This window comes from Streptomyces sp. Root431 (assembly GCF_001426585.1).
GTDB classification, from domain to species: domain Bacteria; phylum Actinomycetota; class Actinomycetes; order Streptomycetales; family Streptomycetaceae; genus Streptomyces; species Streptomyces stackebrandtii.
The window spans coordinates 361742-379644 of record NZ_LMEI01000010.1; the positions used below are offsets into that span (position 1 = coordinate 361742).

Sequence of the window (17903 nt, forward strand, 5' to 3'; positions counted from 1 at the left end):
GGCGAAGTCCCTCCACGAGTCCGGCCGCCTCGCACCCCCCCCGGACCTCCTCGTCGTACGGAAAAAGATCCTCCCCGAGCACTAGGGAGTTTCTTTTGCCTACGCATTACTCTTGACGCAAGGCCGCGCCGTGCGGTCTGCCATGGAGGAGTGAGATGAGGAGCAGTAACCCGGTCTTCTCGCGACGGGGGTTCAGCCGCGACAACGGCTACGCGGTGAACGCGCAGCAGCCGCAGGCCGGGGGCCCCGCCGTCGGAACGAACCCGTACGCCACCGGCAACCCGTATGCCGAGGGTGCGACGAACCCGTACGCCACCAACCCGTACGCCCCGCAGGACGCGCAGCTCGGCGCCCCGCAGCAGGCCCGCGGCAACGTGATGACGATCGACGACGTCGTGAGCCGTACGGCCATGACGCTCGGCACGGTCGTGGTCACCGCCGTCCTGTCCTGGTTCCTGCTGCCGGTCGACGCGGCCAACCTGGGCAAGTCCTACGGCATCGCGATCGGCGCCGCCCTGGTGGCGTTCGTCCTGGCGATGGTGCAGTCCTTCAAGCGCAAGCCGTCCCCCGCGCTGATCCTGGGCTACGCGGCCTTCGAGGGCGTCTTCCTCGGCGTGATCTCGGCCGCCGTCTCGACGTACATCGCCGACGGCGTGGTCATCCAGGCGGTCCTGGGCACGATGGCGGTCTTCGCCGGTGTCCTGATCGCCTACAAGATGGGCTGGATCCGGGTCAACCGACGCTTCTACGGCTTCGTGATGGCCGCTGCCATGGGCTTCATGCTGCTCATGGTGGTCAACCTGCTCTTCGCCGTCTTCGCCGGCGGTGACGGCCTCGGCTTCCGCAGCGGTGGTCTCGGCATCCTCTTCGGTGTCATCGGCGTCATCCTGGGCGCCTGCTTCCTCGCCCTCGACTTCAAGCAGGTCGAGGACGGCGTGAACTACGGCGCGCCGCGCGAGGAGGCCTGGCTGGCCGCCTTCGGTCTCACCATGACCCTGGTGTGGATCTACCTGGAGATGCTGCGTCTGCTGTCGATCCTGCAGGGCGACGACTGACGCGTGTGAGCTCGGGGGAAGGGCCCGTCCGGCTTCGTGCCGGGCGGGCCCTTTCCGCGTGTACGGGGGCCTAGCGCGCCGCGTCGATCAGGACGCGGGCCGCGGCCTTCGCCTGGGCGGCGGGCTCGGGGGAGCCGGTGATGCCGGCGACGACCATGGCCCCGTTGGCGAGCAGGGCGAGCTGGTCGGCGAGGGCGGGCGGGGCGCCGAGGGCGTCCGTCTGGGCGGCGAAGTACGCCCGCAGGGCCTCCTTGTGGTCGCGGGCGAGGCCGGCGACGTTCGGGGCGACGCCGCCGAGCTCCCCGAAGGTGTTGATGAACGCGCACCCCCGGAAGTCGGGCTCGGCGAACCAGTCGGCGAGCCAGTCGAAGGCCGCCAGCGCGCGCTCGTACGGGCCGTCGGCGACCCGGGCGCCGTGGGCCGCGAGGGCCTCGCGCACGGCGCCGTCGCGGCGCCTCAGGACCGCCTCGACGAGGACGTCCTTGGAGGGGAAGAGCTGGTAGAGCCGCTTGAGCGAGACCCCGGAGGCGGTGCGGAGCGCGTCCATGCCGACCGCCTGCACCCCGCGCTCGTCGAAGAGGCGCTCTGCGGTGTCGAGCACCTTCAGTTCGGCGGCTTCCGCGTCCATCGGCCGATCACCCCTTGCGTAGAGAACCATCGTTCTCGTAGCCTACAGGGCATCGGGAGAACGATCGTTCTCCCGACCGGATACGACACCGGAAACGGGGATTCCCATGTCCGCCTTCGCCCTGCGCGCCCACACCGTCACCGTCGACGGGCTCGACGTCTTCTACCGGGAGGCCGGCGACCCGGCCAACCCCACCCTCGTCCTCCTGCACGGCTTCCCGTCCAGCTCGCACATGTACCGCGGGCTCATGGCCGAGCTGGCCGACGCGTACCACCTCATCGCCCCGGACCACATCGGCTTCGGCGCCTCGGCCGCCCCGGCCGTCGGGGACTTCCCGTACAGCTTCGAGAAGCTCACCGAGATCACCCTCGGGCTGCTCGACCGGCTCGGCGTCGAGCGGTTCGCCCTCTACATCCAGGACTACGGGGCGCCCATCGGCCTGCGGATCGCCTCCCGCGACCCCGAGCGGGTCACCGCGATCGTCAGCCAGAGCGGCAACGCCTACCTGGAGGGCTTCACGCCCTTCTGGGACGTGCTCTTCGCCCACGCCAAGGACCGCGAGGCGAACGAGGCCGGGGTGCGGGAGCTGCTGACCCCCGAGGCCACCCACTGGCAGTACACCCACGGGGTGCCGGCGGACCGGCTGGACCGGATCTCCCCGGAGACCTGGACCCTCGACCAGGCCGGCCTGGACCGGCCCGGCAACAAGGAGATCCAGCTCCAGCTCTTCTGGGACTACCAGTTCAACCTGGACGGCTACCCGGCCTTCCAGGAGTACTTCCGCACCCACCGGCCGCCGCTCCTCGCGGCCTGGGGCCGCGGCGACGAGATCTTCGGGCCCGCGGGCGCGGAGGCCTTCGCGCGGGACCTGCCGGACGCCGAGATCCACCTCCTGGACGCCGGACACTTCGCCCTGGAGACCCACGGCGAGGAGATCGCCGGGCTCGTCCGCGACTTCCTCGGCCGGCACGTGAAGTGACGTAGGGTCGCGGGGTGCGTGATACCAGTGAACTGACCGTCGCCGTCGAGCGCTTCGCCGACCGGCTGCGGGCCGCCCCGCAGAGCCGCCTCCAGCGCGGGGCGGCCGCCGAGGGGCTCGCCCTCGCCCGGGAGCTCGCGGTGCGCGCCCAGCGCGCCGAGGACCCGGCGCGGGAGCCGCTGACGATGCCGGACGCGGGGGTCTTCACCGTCGCCGACCAGCTCGTCGTCGCCGGGAACGACCTGGCGGAGATCCTGCGAACGGCCCCGGCCGATTCCCGCGAGGGGGAACTGGGCGAGGCCGTGAGGCTGGTACGGGAGGCGGCGGAGCGCTCGGGGCTCTGAGGGTGTCCGGGGCGGGGGCCGGGGTCACGCCCGGCCGGTGCTCGTGCGGCCGGCGGCCGGAGGCCGCCGCAGCGCCCCGAAGCCCGTGGGGCCCTCAGGGGCCGGGCGGTGCGAGGGGCGCGGGAGGAATCAGAGGGACGCGATGACGCGGTCCGCCAGGATGTAGACGTTCTCCTCGTCGGTGTCGCCGTACGAGAAGGTGAGGGCGAAGGCGCCCGAGACGCCCGAGCCGCCGAGCAGCACCGGGGTGCGGCCGGAGCGCAGGGCCTCGGCGAGGCGCTCCGCGGTCTCGCGGTGCCCGGGGGTCATGCAGAGCGTCGTGCCGTCCGCGAAGACGTACACGTCCAGGGTGCCGAGCGGGCCGGGGCGCACGTCGGTCAGCGCCGTGCGGGTGTCCGCGAGCTCCTCCAGGCGGGCCACCGTCCGCTCGTGGTCGGTGACGACCGGGGTCTGCACGGGCACGAAGTCCGGGTGCGAGGGGTGGCGGCGGCGGGCCGCGGCCAGCTCCGCGGAGTCCTCGGGGAACTCGTCCAGCGCGTCGGCGAGGTCACCGAGGTCGCCGGCGCCGTCGAGCCCGCCGAGGCCGTCGAAACCGGAGACGCCGTCGAGCGCGGTCGCCTCCGCCTCCATGGCCTCCAGGGCCATCGCCTCCAGGCCCACGAAGTCGGCCTGGCGCGGGACGAAGAAGGTGCCGTCCTCGACCGGGCCGCCGAGCCCGCCGAGCAGGGACGGGGCGTCCGCCGCGTCACGGGCTTCCTGCGCGGCCCAGAAGGCGCGGGCCTCCGCGAGCTCGCGCTCGCGCTCCTCGGCCAGGGCCTCGGCGACCGCGGCCCGTATCTCCGCGGCGGGCGTGGCCCTGGCCGCGGGGACCGTGATGCCGCGGGCGGCCGCCAGCTCGCTGCGGAGGCCGGTGACCTCCTTGCGGAGACCGTGGACGGCGTGCAGGGCAGCAGCGCCCACGGCCGTGGCAGCGGCCGTGGTCAGCAGCAGGGCAAGAGACATGGCGCTCACTGACGTACTCCCGATTCCGAGTCGATCCCCCGACTTCCTACATCAGCTTGTCCTGGGGTGGTGCCCGCTGTCAGTGCATTACGTCACGAATTGGACAGGTATTTCGGCCGGGTGTTTAGTCCCGAAACGGCTCTGACCTGGGAAAACGAACTCCCCCGGGACGTAGGTCACATCCTGGGGGAGATTCGGTCACGGCTCGGACGCGGAGCGGTTGACCGCTCCCCGTCCAGGGTGACTACGAGAGCCGCTCGCTTCCTTGGTCGCGCTGAGCCGCGCCACCGCTGCGGGCAGGTGCCGCCTTCGTTCCTCAGGCAGCCCCTACCCTCCGCTACGGCTCAGCTCAGCCGCTCGATGACCATCGCCATGCCCTGCCCACCGCCGACGCACATGGTCTCCAGGCCGAACTGCTTGTCGTGGAACTGGAGGCTGTTGATGAGCGTGCCGGTGATCCGGGCGCCCGTCATGCCGAAGGGGTGGCCGACGGCGATGGCGCCACCGTTGACGTTCACCTTGTCCAGGTCCAGGCCCAGGTCCTGGTAGGACGGGATGACCTGGGCGGCGAAGGCCTCGTTGATCTCGGCCAGGTCGATGTCGCCGATGGTCAGGCCGGCGCGCTTGAGGGCCTGCTTCGACGCCTCGACCGGGCCGAGGCCCATGATCTCGGGGGAGAGGCCGGAGACGCCGGTGGAGACGATGCGGGCGAGCGGGGTCAGGCCGAGCTCGCGGGCCTTCGTGTCCGACATGATCACGAGCGCGGCGGCGCCGTCGTTCAGCGGGCAGCAGTTGGCGGCGGTGACCAGGCCGTCGGGGCGGAAGACCGGCTTGAGGCCCTGCACGCCCTCCAGGGTGACGCCGGCGCGCGGGCCGTCGTCCGCGGAGACGACGGTGCCGTCCGGCAGCGTCACCGGGGTGATCTCGCGCTCCCAGAAGCCGTTCTTGATGGCCTGCTCGGCGAGGTTCTGCGACCGTACGCCGAACTCGTCCATCTCCTGGCGGCTGATGCCCTTCCAGCGGGCCAGGTTCTCGGCGGTCTGGCCCATCGCGATGTACGCGTCCGGGACGATGCCGTCCTCGCGCGGGTCGTGCCAGGCCGAGCCCTCGGAGGCGGCGACCTCGGCCGTGCGGGCCTCGGCCTCGGCGAAGAACGGGTTGTGCGTGTCGGGCAGCGAGTCCGAGTTGCCCTTCACGAAGCGGGACACCATCTCGACACCGGCCGAGATGAAGACGTCGCCCTCGCCCGCCTTGATGGCGTGCAGCGCCATGCGGGAGGTCTGGAGCGAGGAGGAGCAGTAGCGGGTGACCGTACAGCCCGGGAGGTGGTCCATGCCCATCTGCACGGCGACGATCCGGCCCAGGTTGTTGCCCTGCTCGCCGCCGGGCAGACCGCAGCCCAGCATCAGGTCGTCGATGTCGCGGGGGTCGAGCTCGGGCACCTTGGCCAGGGCGGCCTGGATGATGGTCGCGGTGAGGTCGTCCGGCCGCAGGTCCTTGAGGGAGCCCTTGAAGGCCCGGCCGATGGGCGAGCGGGCGGTCGAGACGATCACGGCTTCGGGCATCACGGCTCCATGAGGGTGCGGAGTGAGCGGACTGAAAGGGAAGTTACCCGTACGTACCGCATGGGGTCACCGGCCGGGGCATGTGACGAGGGCCTCTTTTCTAAGCGAGCGCTCAGTCGGGAGGCGCCCCGCCTCGGCGGCGCCTCCGTCTCTGTGCGGGTTACGCCTGGGCGTCCTCCGGGGTTCCTTCCAAGCCTGCCTCCGGTCCGCCCGCGGTGGCCACCGGCAGCCGCCTCCGCCGGCGGTGCTTCAGCAGCGCCCACGGCGCCCGCGCGCCCGTGACCTCCGTGCCCGCCTCCTTCGCCGCCTCGGCCGCCGCCTTCGCCACCGGCAGGATGTTCTCCCGCCGTGCCGGCTCCAGCCGATCGGTTTCCGGCCACACGCCGAGGGATGCGCACAGCGTCGGCAGGACCGCCATCGCCGCCGTCGCGTACCCCTCCGCCGACGGGTGGAAGTTGTCCACCCCGAACATCTCGCGCGGATTCGCCGCGAACTCGGGCCCGAGCAGGTCGCCCAGCGACACCGTCCGCCCGCCCTGCTCCACCACCACGATCGTCTGCGCCGCCGCCAGCTGCCGCGAGGCCCGCCGGGCCAGCCAGCGCAGCGGCTGGTAGACCGGCTCGATCGTGCCGAGGTCCGGGCAAGTCCCGACCACCACCTCCGCGCCCGCCGTCCGCAGCCTCCGCACCGCCGCCGCGAGGTGCCGCACCGACTCCGTCGGCGGCATCCGGTGCGTCACGTCGTTCGCGCCGATCATGATCACGCAGACGTCCGGCGGTCCGACCGGCTGGGAGAGGAGGAGCGACACCTGCCGCTCCAGATCGTCCGAGCGCGCTCCCGAGAGCGCCACGTTCCGCAGGACCACCGGCCGCTCCGCCACCGCCGCGAGCCCGGAGGCGAGCAGCGCCCCCGGCGTCTGACCCGTGCGGCGCACCCCCTGACCCGCCGCCGTGGAATCACCCAGAAGGGCCAGCCGCAGGGGCGTCTCCGTACCGAAGGACCGGCCGTAGAGGCCGTCCGCCACCGGCGGCAGGGGCGCCGTCCCGTTCCCCACCGACCTCTTCGCCAGCTGCATCTCGGTCAGCAGCAACCCCACCGCGGCCACGCCAAGGAGCCCGATGCTCCCGCCGCCGTACGCCGCACCCGCCGCGATCCGTCGCGCCACCCTCGCCCTCGACATGAGGCCGTCACCTCCTTCAAGCCGTTCAGGGTCTAACTGCCCCGTAAGCCGCTCCGACTACGCATACGCTGGCCACACCATTACGGAGACCCCGGAGATTACGGTGCAATTCCACGACTCGATGATCAGCCTCGTCGGCAACACCCCGCTGGTGAAGCTCAACAGCGTCACGGCGGGTATCCAGGCGACCGTCCTGGCCAAGGTCGAGTACTTCAACCCGGGCGGCTCGGTCAAGGACCGCATCGCCGTCCGCATGATCGAGGCCGCCGAGCAGAGCGGCGCCCTCAAGCCCGGCGGCACCATCGTCGAGCCCACGTCCGGCAACACCGGCGTCGGCCTCGCGATCGTGGCCCAGCAGAAGGGCTACAAGTGCATCTTCGTCTGTCCCGACAAGGTGTCCCTCGACAAGATCAACGTCCTGCGGGCCTACGGTGCGGAGGTCGTCGTCTGCCCCACCGCCGTGGACCCCGAGCACCCGGACTCGTACTACAACGTCTCGGACCGGCTCGTCCGTGAGACCCCCGGCGCCTGGAAGCCCGACCAGTACTCCAACCCGAACAACCCGCGCTCCCACTACGAGACCACCGGTCCCGAGCTCTGGGAGCAGACGGACGGGAAGATCACCCACTTCGTCGCGGGCGTCGGCACGGGCGGCACCATCTCCGGCACCGGCAACTACCTCAAGGAGGTCAGCGGCGGCTCCGTGAAGGTCATCGGCGCCGACCCCGAGGGCTCCGTCTACTCGGGCGGCTCGGGCCGGCCGTACCTGGTCGAGGGCGTCGGCGAGGACTTCTGGCCGACCGCCTACGACCGGAACGTCACGGACCGGATCGTCGCCGTGTCCGACAAGGACTCGTTCCAGATGACCCGCCGCCTCGCCAAGGAGGAGGGCCTCCTCGTCGGCGGCTCCTGCGGCATGGCCGTCGTCGCGGCCCTGGAGGTCGCCAAGGAGCTCGGCCCCGACGACGTCGTCGTCGTGCTGCTGCCGGACTCCGGCCGCGGCTACATGTCGAAGATCTTCAGCGACGAGTGGATGGCCGGCCACGGCTTCCTGGAGGACACCTCCACCGCCACCGTCGCGGACGTCCTGCGCCACAAGGAGGGCGTCATGCCCTCCCTCGTCCACATGCACCCGGACGAGACGGTCGGCCAGGCCATCGAGGTGCTGCGCGAGTACGGCGTCTCCCAGATGCCCATCGTCAAGCCCGGCGCCGGCCACCCCGACGTCATGGCCGCCGAGGTCGTCGGCTCGGTCGTCGAGCGCGAGCTCCTCGACGCGCTCTTCACGAAGCGCGCCTCCCTGGAGGACCCGCTGGAGCGCCACATGTGCGCGCCGCTGCCGCAGGTCGGCTCGGGCGAGCCCGTCGCCGACCTGATGTCCGTCCTGGGCGAGTCCTCCGACGCGGCGATCGTGCTCGTCGAGGGCAAGCCGACCGGCGTCGTCAGCCGCCAGGACCTGCTGGCCTTCCTGGCCAACGGCGGCGCGAAGTAGTCCACGCACCGGGCGGGGCGGGGTGCGTGGAGTCGTTCGTACAACTGGTACGAGGGCGACACGTACCCGCAGCACCCGCTTAACACGCGTCCGGCACATTGGTGGTTGTCGGCGTCACGGACTTCCGGAGCGGCTCCCGGGCCTCCACAGACGCCGCGGACGCGGAGACCGGCCCTGACCCGGGCCCGTGTCCCACGCGGGGACCGCCGTCGTCCCGCCCCCCTTCACCGGGGGTGCGGCGGTCCCCGCGTCACGCGTTCCTCTTCCCTCACCCGTTCCCCTCCCGGCGCCCGCCTGCATATCCTTATGCAGAGGCAATCGTGGGTGAATAGGCGGAAGGGGGACGGACGGCATGAGCGACAGCCCGGCCGGACGGCTGCAGGCGCTCTTCGAGGGGCACCGGCTGACGCCGACGCAGCGGCGGATCGCGCACTGCATGGTGCGGCGCGCCGCCGACGCACCCTTCCTCTCCAGCGTCGAGCTCGCCGAGCTCGCCGGGGTCAGCCAGCCCTCCGTCACCCGCTTCGCCGTCGCGCTCGGCTTCGACGGCTACCCGGCGCTCCGCCGGCACCTGCGGGAGGTCGCGCCCCCGGAGCCCGGCGCCGCCGAGGCGAAGGACGCGGGGCACAACGAGTACCAGCAGGCCGTGCTCGCCGAGATCGAGAACCTCCAGCACCTCGCCGGGCTGCTCGCCGACCCCCGGCCCGTCGAACGGGCCGGCCGGGTCCTCGCCGCTTCCCGCCCGCTGCTCGTGCTCGGCCTGCGGGCGGCCTCCTCACAGGCGCGCGGCTTCGCCTACTTCGCCGCCAAGGTGCACCCCGACGTCCGGCTTCTCGACGAGGGCGGCTCGATGCTCACGGACCGCGTCGACGCGGCCGTACGGGCCGGGGCCACGGCGCTGCTCTGCTTCGCCCTGCCCCGGCACCCCCGGGAGGTCGTCGAGGCCCTGGAGTACGCGCGGGCGGCCGGGCTCACGGTCGTGGCCGTCGCCGACTCGGCCTTCGCGCCCGTCGCCGCCCACAGCGACCTGCTGATCCCGGCCGCCGTCGGCACCGGGCTCGCCTTCGACACCGCCTGCGCGCCGATGATGCTCGGCCGGGTCCTCCTGGAGGCCATGGCGGACGAACTCCCGGACGCGCAGGCGCGTCTGGAGGAGTTCGACACGAAGGCGGCCGCGCGGGGCCTGTTCGTCGAGTAGGCCCGGCTCCGTCGGCCAGGGGTCTCGTGGATCAGACCTGGAGCTCGGTCGCGATCTTCTTGAGCTGGTGGCGGGCCATCGCGAGGTTCGCGCGGTCCTTGTCCAGGGCGAGGTAGAGGAACAGGCCGTTCGTGCCCTGGCTCTTGAGCAGCCGGATGAGGTGGTACTGCCGGCCGAGGGTGATCAGGATGTCCTCGATCTCGTCGCCGAGGCCGAGCATCTCCATCGCCCGGACCTTGGCGCGGACCACGTCGGTGTTGCCCGCCGCGGCCACGTTCAGGTCGAGCTCCTTGCTGCCGCCGATGGTGCCGAGCGCCATGCCGCTCGTGTAGTCGACGAGAGCCGCGCCGACGGCGCCGTCGATCGCGGCGGCGTCCTTGAGTGAGGTCTCGGTGTTCGCCATGGTGTCGCACTTCCTTTTCGTGATCTTCTTGAGCTTCTTCGTGATCTGCGTGAGCTGTGCTTGGCCGTACTTCGGGTCAGGTCAGGTCCTTGCGCTCCAGCGCCCCGTCGACGAGCTCTCCTATCCGGGCGCTGGACCTGCGGGCCTCCAGATGGAGCCGCCCCACGTTGATCCGGGGCTCGGCGAGCAGCGTCAGGACGGCCGCGCCGCCCGCCGCGTACGTCGCCACGTAACCGCTCTCGCCGCGGACGAGGAGCTCGCGGAAGCGGCCCTGGCCCGTGCAGTCGGTCAGCCGCTGGCCGACGCCGAGCGCGGCCGCCGTCAGCGCGGCGACGCTCTCGGCCTCGCCGTCGACGGTGTCGTGGGCGAGGACGAGGCCGTCGGCGCTGGCGGCGAGGGCTCCGGTCAGCTGGGGCAGCCGCGCGCGCAGCCGTCTGAGCTCGCCGAGGACCTCGGTTTCTGCCGTCATGAGCTGTTTCCTTTCGGCGCGCAGGCGCAGGGCACGCCTCATCACAGGTGTGCCTCCAGGGCGTCACGGAGCCGGCGCAGCAGGGCGATGTCGGGGTCCGCCACCGGTAGGGCCGGTAAGGGGAGCGGTGGCGGCGGTACGGAGTCGGGGGCGGGCTCCGGTGGGGTCTCGACCAGGCCCGCGGCGGCGAGCCGCCGGACGTCGAGGAGCGTGTGGAAGGCGGGGCGGCCGAGCAGCCGGGCGAGCTCCGCCGGGGTCCGTTCCCCGTCGGCGGCGGCGAGCAGGGCCCGCTGCCGGGCTCCGACGGTCTGGCCGGGGGCGGCGGGGCGCGGCACGACCGGGGCGTTGTCGACGGAGGCGTACGGCCAGACGGCGTCGAGGAGTTCGCGGCGGCGGACGGTCTCGCGCTCGACGGCCTCGGCAGAGACCGGCCGGACCGTGCCGAACCAGTGGCCCACCCCGTACCGGAAGCGGGTCGGCCCGCTGGTGGGGGAGAGGGCGAAGAAGGCCGCGTCGAAGACGGCGCCGAGGTGGCAGATCTCCAGCTCGCCGTCGTGCAGCCGGCCGCTGTCGACGAGGAAGCGGCCGACGGCGCGGTGGGCGCCGGCCCGGTCGACGGCCTCGTCCCAGCCCTCGCGGGGCAGGCGTCCGCCGGTGGTCAGGAGGACGTCGACGCCGGGGGCGGCGGGGCTCTCGGCGTGTACGACGCGGCCGTCGACGAGGTAGAGCGTGCCGTGGTCGCGCAGCAGCGCGCCGGTGGCCTTCTCGGCGGCGAGCCGGACCAGCATCGGGGAGACCGGGGGTGCGGGTGGGGCGGCGACCGGGCTCATCCGAGGACCAGCCTCTCGGCGAGGTCGCGGAGGCGCATGCGGGCGAGGGCGAGGTTGCCGGTGTCGCGGTCGAGCCAGAGGTGGAGGAAGACGCTGCTGTCGAAGGAGGTCTCGACGAAGCGGAGGACGTGGTAGCCGGCGCGGGTGGTCACGATCAGGTCCTCGACGGGCGGTCCGGGTGGTGGCTCCGCCGGTGCGGGAGCCTGTCCCGTCGTGGCGAAGGAGTCGAACTCGGCGGCGGCGCGGGCGAGTTCGGCGGTCTCGGCGGCCGTCGTCTCGTGGTCGCCGGTCGGGGACTCGCCCGCCGTCCCGAGGGCGAGCCCGCTGGTCCAGTCGACCAGGGAGGCTCCGCGAGCGCCCGGCAGGGCCATGGCCTCCAGCAGGCACTCGTCGATTCCGGGCACGCGGATTCCCCTCCCGATACGGTGCGCGAACGAACGGCGGTGACGGTGACGTTACTGAACGTTCCGGCTCGCGGGGGGAGTTCTGGCATTTTCCATCGGAACATGCCAGAGGGTGGCGGGAATTGACCGATCCGTTTGCCTGAGATGCGTCCCAGGCGTCTCAGGAGCCTCAGGCGTGGGACTCGACGGCGTTCGCGATCTCGGACAGGTCCTTCGCGAGCGCCTTGGCGACGGCCTTCGCGCCGAAGCGGGCGAGCAGCCGGGCGACGAACCCGGGCGTGCGGCCGGGCGCCGGGGAGGCCGAGAACGCCATCCGCAGGGTCGTGGCCCCCTCGCCGTCGCCCTTGAGGGTGAGCTCGGAGACGTAGTGCATGCCGTGCGAGTCGGCGACCGTGACGTACCGGTCGGGCGGCTCGCACTCGGTCACGGTCATCTCCTCCGTGGCCTCCTTGCCCAGCATCCGCCGCGTCTCGCGCCAGCGCGTACCCACACCGAAGCCGCCCTCGGTGAGCACCTCGACCTTCTCGACGCCCGAGAGGACGCGGGGCATGTCCCGCAGGTCGGTGATCGCCTCCCAGACGCGCCCGGGGGAGGCGGCGACCCGGCGCTCGACGACGACGGAGGTGGTGTCCGTACCCGATCCAGTCATGTCCTCATCGAAGCCGTGCCGCCGCGCCCGCGCTACCCGACGAGCGCGTCCGGTCGCGCCCCGCCCGCCTCCGCGACGATCTCGTCGAGCGTCTGGGCCCGCCGTACCGTCGAGAAGGTCACGGCCCCGTCGTCGGCGACCGTGAAGCCGTGGATCCCGGGCCGGGGCAGACTGTTGTACGCGTAGTGGTGGGCGAAGTAGTACGCGCCGGTGTCCGGGACGGCCACGACGTCGCCGGGGTGCAGGAGCGGCAGCTCCCGGCCGGTGGCGAGCAGGTCCCCGGCGAAGCACGCGGGCCCCGCCACGTCCTGGACGGTGACGTCCCCGGCGCGGGGGCGGCCCTCGGAGTCGTACGGGAGGATCCGCAGCGGCCAGGAGTCGGGGGCGTAGACCGTACGGGTGGCGACCTGTACGCCCGCGTGGCTGACGGCGATCGGGCGGCCGCCGGAGGTCTTCGTGTACTCGACCCGGGCGAGGACCGTGCCGTGCTTGGCGAGCAGGGAGCGGCCGAACTCGGTGACCAGACGGTAGCGGCCGTCGAGGAGGCCGGGGGCGGTGTCGGCGAGCAGCCGGGCGTACTCGGCGTACGTCGGCGTCTCCTCGTCGGAGGCGAAGTTGACCGGCAGGCCGCCGCCGATGTCGAGGGTGTCGATCTGCTGCCGGCCCGCCTTGTGGTTGATCTCCTCGGCGAGCGCGTACGCCTCTCCGACGCCTTCCGCCATCAGGGAGAGCGGGACGCCCTGGGAGCCGGTGTGGGTGTGCAGCCGGGTCAGCCAGGGGCGGTCCAGGTAGGCCTGGACGACGCCGGCGCGGGCGCCCTCGTCGCGGAGCGCCACGCCGAACTTGGAGGTGGCGGTCGCGGTCGAGAGCGCACCGATGGAACCGGCTCCGACCTGCGGGTTCACCCGGAGTCCGAGGGGTGAGGCGGTGGGCGCGGAGGCGACGAGCGCGTCGAGGCGGTCCAGCTCCTGGAGGTTGTCGGCGTTCACGGCGATCCCGAGCGCGAGGGCCTGGCGGAGCTCGGCCGGGGTCTTGGCGGGGGAGTCGAGCACGGTGTGGGTGGGCGGGATCCCGGCGGCGCGGGCGAGGGCGAGCTCGCCGGGGCTGGCGACCTCGACACCGAGCCCCGCGTCGTGGAGGAGGCGCAGGACGGGGACGAGCGGGGCGGCCTTCACGGCGAAGGCGTGCAGGACGTGGGCATCGGTGACGGCGGCGAAAGCGCTGGTCAGGGCGGCGGCGGAGGCGCGGATGCCGGCGGTGTCGAGGAGTGCGACGACCGGTTCGGCGGCGGAGAGGAGTCCTTGGTCGACGGAGGCTCGGACGGCGAGATCACGACGGTAGGAGGCCATGCGGCCCATCCTCGTCCATCGCTTCACCGGTACGGGTGAGGGCGGCCCTGTTGACTACAACTATTCAGCGCGCCAAGATGTGAATATCTGATCGACATTCGAGGAGGCACCCCCATGTCAGGACCCCGCCCCGTCCGAGCAGCACGCGGTACGGAACTGAGCGCCCTGGGATGGCAGCAGGAAGCCGCCCTCCGGATGCTCCAGAACAACCTCGACCCCGAGGTCGCCGAGCACCCCGACAAGCTCGTCGTCTACGGCGGCACCGGCAAGGCCGCCCGCGACTGGCGCTCGTACGACGCCATGGTCCGCACCCTGCGCACCCTGAAGCAGGACGAGACGATGCTCGTCCAGTCCGGCCGTCCCGTCGGCGTCATGCAGACCCACGAGTGGGCCCCGCGCGTCCTCATCGCCAACTCCAACCTGGTCGGCGACTGGGCGAACTGGGAGGAGTTCCGGCGCCTGGAGCAGCTCGGCCTCACCATGTACGGCCAGATGACGGCCGGCTCCTGGATCTACATCGGCACCCAGGGCATCCTCCAGGGCACGTACGAGACCTTCGCCGCCGTCGCCGCGAAGAAGTTCGGCGGCACCCTCGCCGGCACGATCACCCTCACCGCCGGCCTCGGCGGCATGGGCGGCGCCCAGCCGCTCGCCGTGACGATGAACGACGGCGTCGCGATCTGCATCGACGTCGACCCGCGCGCCATCGAGCGCCGCATCGAGCACCGCTACCTGGACGTCAAGGCCGACAACCTCGCCCACGCCCTCCAGCTGGCCACCGAGGCCCGCGACGCCCGCCGCCCGCTCTCCATCGGCCTCCTCGGCAACGCCGCCGAGCTGCTCCCGCAGATGCTCGCCGAGGGCGCCCCGATCGACATCGTGACCGACCAGACCTCGGCCCACGACCCGCTCTCCTACCTCCCCGTCGGCATCGCCTTCGAGGACATGGCCGACGCGGCGGCGAAGGACCCGGCCGGGTTCACCCAGCGCTCGCGCGAGTCGATGGCCAAGCACGTCGAGGCCATGGTCGGCTTCATGGACGCCGGCTCCGAGGTCTTCGACTACGGCAACTCGATCCGCGGCGAGGCCCAGCTCGCCGGCTACGACCGCGCGTTCGCCTTCCCCGGCTTCGTCCCCGCCTACATCCGCCCGCTGTTCTGCGAGGGCAAGGGCCCGTTCCGCTGGGCCGCGCTCTCGGGCGAGGCGAGCGACATCCACAAGACGGACAAGGCACTCCTCGAGCTCTTCCCGGAGAACGAGTCGCTGCACCGCTGGATCAAGATGGCCGGCGAGCGCGTCCACTTCCAGGGCCTCCCGGCGCGCATCTGCTGGCTCGGCCAGGGCGAGCGCGACAAGGCCGGCGACATGTTCAACGACATGGTCGGCAACGGCACCCTCGCCGCGCCCCTCGCGATCGGCCGCGACCACCTCGACTGCGGCTCGGTGGCCTCCCCGTACCGCGAGACCGAGGCCATGCTCGACGGCTCCGACGCGATCGCCGACTGGCCGCTGCTCAACGCCATGGTCAACGTCGCCTCCGGCGCCTCCTGGGTCTCGATCCACCACGGCGGCGGCGTCGGCATGGGCCGCTCCATCCACGCGGGCCAGGTCACGGTCGCCGACGGCACCCCGCTGGCCGGCGAGAAGATCCGCCGCGTCCTCACCAACGACCCGGGCATGGGCGTCATCCGCCACGTCGACGCCGGCTACGACATCGCCGAGCGCGTCGCCGACGAGAAGGGCGTCCGCGTCCCGATGCGCGAGGGCTCCGACGACGAGGCCTCCGCGTGAGCGCGAGCTTCCACGCCATGTGGCAGTCGCTGCGGCCCATCGGCCGCAGCGACGCCTCGGGCGGCTACCGCCGCTACGCCTGGACGGGTGCCGACGCCGACTGCCGGCTCTGGTTCCGCATGCAGGCCGAGGCCCGCCGCCTCGACGTCGAGACCGACCGCAACGGCAACCAGTGGGCCTGGCTCGGCGACCCCACCGCCGGTGACGCCGTCGTCACCGGCTCCCACCTGGACTCCGTCCCGGACGGCGGCGCCTTCGACGGCCCCCTCGGCGTCGTCTCGGCCTTCGCCGCCCTCGACGAACTGCGCTCCCGCGGCGCGGTGTTCAGGAAGCCCCTCGCCATCGTCAACTTCGGCGACGAAGAGGGCGCCCGCTTCGGCCTCGCCTGCGTCGGCTCCCGCCTCACCGCCGGCCGGCTGACGAAGGAGCAGGCGTACGAGCTCCGCGACGCGGACGGCATCAGCCTCCCGCAGGCCATGGAAGCGGCAGGCTACGACCCCGACGCCATCGGACCCGACCCGGAGCGCCTCGCGCGGATCGGCGCCTTCGTCGAGCTGCACGTCGAGCAGGGCCGGGCCCTGGACCTGTCCGGGGACGCCGTCGGCCTCGCCTCCGCGATCTGGCCGCACGGCCGCTGGCGGTACGACTTCGCCGGCGAGGCCAACCACGCCGGAACGACCCGGCTCGTCGACCGCCGCGACCCGATGCTCACCTACGCGGAGACGGTCCTCGCCGCCCGCCGTGAGGCCGAACTCGCGGGCGCCGTCGCCACCTTCGGCAAGATCGCCGTCGAGCCCAACGGCGTCAACGCCATCCCGTCCCTCGTTCGCGGCTGGCTCGACGCCCGCGCCGCCGACCAGGGCGCCCTGGACAAGGTCGTCACGGGCATCGAGGCGGAGGCCCGCGCCTACGCCGACCGCCACGGCATCGACCTCACGGTCGTCCGGGAGTCCTTCACCCCGATCGTGGACTTCTCGCACACCCTGCGGGACGAGCTGTCCCGCCTCCTGGGCGAGAAGACGGGCTCCACCGCGAAGGTCCCCGTCCTCGGCACCGGCGCGGGACACGACGCCGGGATCCTCTCCGAATCGATCCCGACCGCCATGCTGTTCGTACGGAACCCCACCGGCGTCTCGCACTCCCCGGCCGAATTCGCGGCCGAGGACGACTGCGCGGCAGGGGTCCTCGCACTCGCCGACGTACTGGAGGGCCTGGCGTGTCGCTGACGACGTACTGGCTGGAGCACGCCTGGCTCGACACGAACGTCGAGCCGGGCGTGGCCCTGGAGGTCGCCGACGGCCGCATCACCGCCGTCCGCACCGGGGTCGACACCCCGCCCCCGGGCGCGGTCGTCCTGCGTGGCCTGACGATCCCCGGCCTCTCCAACGCCCACTCGCACGCCTTCCACCGCGCCCTTCGCGGCACCGTCCAGGTCGGCTCCGGCACCTTCTGGACCTGGCGCGAGGTGATGTACACCGTCGCCCAGCGCCTCACCCCCGACAGCTACTTCGCCCTCGCCCGCGCCGTGTACGCGGAGATGGCGCTCGCCGGCATCACCTCCGTCGGAGAGTTCCACTACCTCCACCACGCGCCCGGCGGCACCCCGTACGCCGACCCCAACGCCATGGGCGAGGCCCTGATCGCCGCCGCCGCCGAGGCGGGCATCCGCATCACCCTCCTCGACACCGCCTACCTCTCCTCCGGCTTCGGCGCCGCGCCCGAGCAGCACCAGCTCCGCTTCACCGACGGCACGGCGGAGAAGTGGGCGGAGCGGGTCTCGGCCCTCAAGGACCGGGACGGGGTACGGATCGGCGCGGCCATCCACTCCGTACGAGCGGTCCCGGCGGACCAGCTCGCCACGGTCGCCCGGTGGGCGCAGGACAGGGAGGCTCCCCTCCACGTCCACCTGTCGGAGCAGACCGCCGAGAACGACGCCTGTCTCGCGGCGCACGGCCTCACCCCGACCCAGCTCCTCGCCGAGCACGGCGTCCTCGGCCCCCGGACGACGGGTGTCCACAACACCCACCTGACGGACGGCGACATCGGCCTCCTCGGCTCCTCGACCACCGGCACCTGCATGTGCCCGACGACCGAACGCGACCTGGCGGACGGCATCGGCCCGGCGGTCGCCCTCCAGCGCGCCGGCTCACCGCTCTCCCTGGGCAGCGACAGCCACGCGGTCATCGACCTCCTGGAGGAGGCGCGGGCCATGGAGCTGAACGAGCGCCTGCGCACCCGCACCCGCGGTCACTGGACGGCGGCGGCACTCCTGCGCGCGGCCACGTCCGACGGCCACGCGGCCCTCGGCTGGCCGGACGCGGGCACCCTGGAGACCGGCGCCCTCGCCGACTTCACGACGATCGCCCTGGACACGGTCAGGACAGCGGGACCGGTACCGCGTCTGGCAGCCGAGACGGCGGTATTCGCCGCGTCGGCCGCGGACGTCCGTCACACGGTCGTGGCCGGCCGTCACGTCGTACGGGACGGGGCCCACCACTCCGTACCGGACGTGGGCGCCGCCCTCGCGGACTCGATCGCCGCCCTGCGCGGCTGAAACGGCTGAAG

Annotated in this window: 18 protein-coding genes; 8 read left to right on the top strand and 10 right to left on the bottom strand. The window is 72.6% G+C overall.

All coding sequences use genetic code 11. The features are described from left to right. Window positions 1-155: 155 nt before the first annotated feature. Window positions 156-1055 (top strand): Bax inhibitor-1/YccA family protein, encoded by a 900-nt coding sequence (locus ASC82_RS19295; RefSeq protein ID WP_056649342.1) that lies wholly within the window; start codon window positions 156-158, stop codon window positions 1053-1055. A 70-nt stretch (window positions 1056-1125) separates the two neighbouring features. Here ASC82_RS19295 and ASC82_RS19300 read toward each other — a convergent pair whose 3' ends face one another. Next, the gene (locus tag ASC82_RS19300; protein WP_056649345.1) at window positions 1126-1683 is read right to left on the bottom strand and encodes a TetR/AcrR family transcriptional regulator; all 558 of its coding nucleotides are present in this window, start codon (window positions 1681-1683) and stop codon (window positions 1126-1128) included. Between the two features lie 106 nt (window positions 1684-1789). On the opposite strand from ASC82_RS19300, the gene ASC82_RS19305 reads away from it, so the two are divergent. Both ASC82_RS19305 and ASC82_RS19310 read left to right on the top strand, forming a co-directional pair. Continuing rightward, on the top strand, window positions 1790-2662 hold the full coding sequence (locus tag ASC82_RS19305) for an alpha/beta hydrolase (protein WP_056649349.1): 873 nt from the start codon (window positions 1790-1792) through the stop codon (window positions 2660-2662). A 14-nt stretch (window positions 2663-2676) separates the two neighbouring features. Then, window positions 2677-3006, top strand: coding sequence for a hypothetical protein (locus ASC82_RS19310; RefSeq protein ID WP_056649352.1), 330 nt, complete (start codon window positions 2677-2679; stop codon window positions 3004-3006). Between the two features lie 129 nt (window positions 3007-3135). On the opposite strand, the gene ASC82_RS19315 is transcribed toward ASC82_RS19310, so the two are convergent. From ASC82_RS19315 to ASC82_RS19325, 3 genes are all read right to left on the bottom strand, one after another. Further along, on the bottom strand, window positions 3136-4017 hold the full coding sequence (locus ASC82_RS19315; protein ID WP_056649355.1) for a hypothetical protein: 882 nt from the start codon (window positions 4015-4017) through the stop codon (window positions 3136-3138). A gap of 335 nt (window positions 4018-4352) precedes the next feature. Beyond that, window positions 4353-5573 carry an acetyl-CoA C-acetyltransferase gene (locus ASC82_RS19320; protein WP_056649358.1) on the bottom strand — a complete coding sequence of 407 codons (1221 nt, stop codon included), beginning with the start codon at window positions 5571-5573 and terminating at the stop codon, window positions 4353-4355. Between the two features lie 160 nt (window positions 5574-5733). Then, window positions 5734-6753, bottom strand: coding sequence for an SGNH/GDSL hydrolase family protein (locus ASC82_RS19325; RefSeq protein WP_107105918.1), 1020 nt, complete (start codon window positions 6751-6753; stop codon window positions 5734-5736). A gap of 103 nt (window positions 6754-6856) precedes the next feature. Between ASC82_RS19325 and ASC82_RS19330 the strand changes: the two genes are divergently transcribed. Next, on the top strand, window positions 6857-8245 hold the full coding sequence (locus ASC82_RS19330) for a cystathionine beta-synthase (protein ID WP_056649360.1): 1389 nt from the start codon (window positions 6857-6859) through the stop codon (window positions 8243-8245). 352 nt (window positions 8246-8597) lie between these two features. After that, window positions 8598-9443 (top strand): MurR/RpiR family transcriptional regulator, encoded by an 846-nt coding sequence (locus ASC82_RS19335; protein ID WP_024757848.1) that lies wholly within the window; start codon window positions 8598-8600, stop codon window positions 9441-9443. Window positions 9444-9474: 31 nt separating this feature from the next. Here ASC82_RS19335 and ASC82_RS19340 read toward each other — a convergent pair whose 3' ends face one another. From ASC82_RS19340 to ASC82_RS19365, 6 genes are all read right to left on the bottom strand, one after another. After that, a complete protein-coding gene (locus tag ASC82_RS19340; protein ID WP_056649363.1) occupies window positions 9475-9846 on the bottom strand; it encodes a hypothetical protein in 372 nt (123 codons plus the stop codon). A gap of 76 nt (window positions 9847-9922) precedes the next feature. Continuing rightward, the gene (locus tag ASC82_RS19345; protein ID WP_056649367.1) at window positions 9923-10315 is read right to left on the bottom strand and encodes a roadblock/LC7 domain-containing protein; all 393 of its coding nucleotides are present in this window, start codon (window positions 10313-10315) and stop codon (window positions 9923-9925) included. 41 nt (window positions 10316-10356) lie between these two features. Then, window positions 10357-11145: a hypothetical protein gene (locus ASC82_RS19350; RefSeq protein ID WP_056649369.1), complete on the bottom strand. Its 789-nt coding sequence runs from the start codon at window positions 11143-11145 to the stop codon at window positions 10357-10359. Continuing rightward, complete coding sequence (locus tag ASC82_RS19355; protein ID WP_056649371.1) at window positions 11142-11549, bottom strand: hypothetical protein; 408 nt, start codon at window positions 11547-11549, stop codon at window positions 11142-11144. The genes ASC82_RS19350 and ASC82_RS19355 overlap by 4 nt, the downstream gene beginning before the upstream one ends. A gap of 169 nt (window positions 11550-11718) precedes the next feature. Beyond that, window positions 11719-12198, bottom strand: coding sequence for an SRPBCC family protein (locus ASC82_RS19360; RefSeq protein ID WP_056649374.1), 480 nt, complete (start codon window positions 12196-12198; stop codon window positions 11719-11721). A gap of 32 nt (window positions 12199-12230) precedes the next feature. Continuing rightward, window positions 12231-13556 carry a diaminopimelate decarboxylase gene (locus ASC82_RS19365; RefSeq protein ID WP_056649376.1) on the bottom strand — a complete coding sequence of 442 codons (1326 nt, stop codon included), beginning with the start codon at window positions 13554-13556 and terminating at the stop codon, window positions 12231-12233. 105 nt (window positions 13557-13661) lie between these two features. Between ASC82_RS19365 and hutU the strand changes: the two genes are divergently transcribed. The 3 genes from hutU to ASC82_RS19380 are packed head-to-tail and all read left to right on the top strand — an operon-like array spanning window position 13662 to window position 17892. Beyond that, on the top strand, window positions 13662-15338 hold the full coding sequence (gene hutU / locus ASC82_RS19370; protein WP_056649381.1) for a urocanate hydratase: 1677 nt from the start codon (window positions 13662-13664) through the stop codon (window positions 15336-15338). A 17-nt stretch (window positions 15339-15355) separates the two neighbouring features. Continuing rightward, window positions 15356-16564, top strand: a complete 1209-nt coding sequence (locus ASC82_RS19375) for an allantoate amidohydrolase (RefSeq protein ID WP_107105925.1) — start codon at window positions 15356-15358, stop codon at window positions 16562-16564. Then, window positions 16555-17892, top strand: coding sequence for a formimidoylglutamate deiminase (locus ASC82_RS19380; protein ID WP_056649386.1), 1338 nt, complete (start codon window positions 16555-16557; stop codon window positions 17890-17892). Before ASC82_RS19375 ends, ASC82_RS19380 begins: the two co-directional genes overlap by 10 nt. Window positions 17893-17903: the final 11 nt, after the last annotated feature.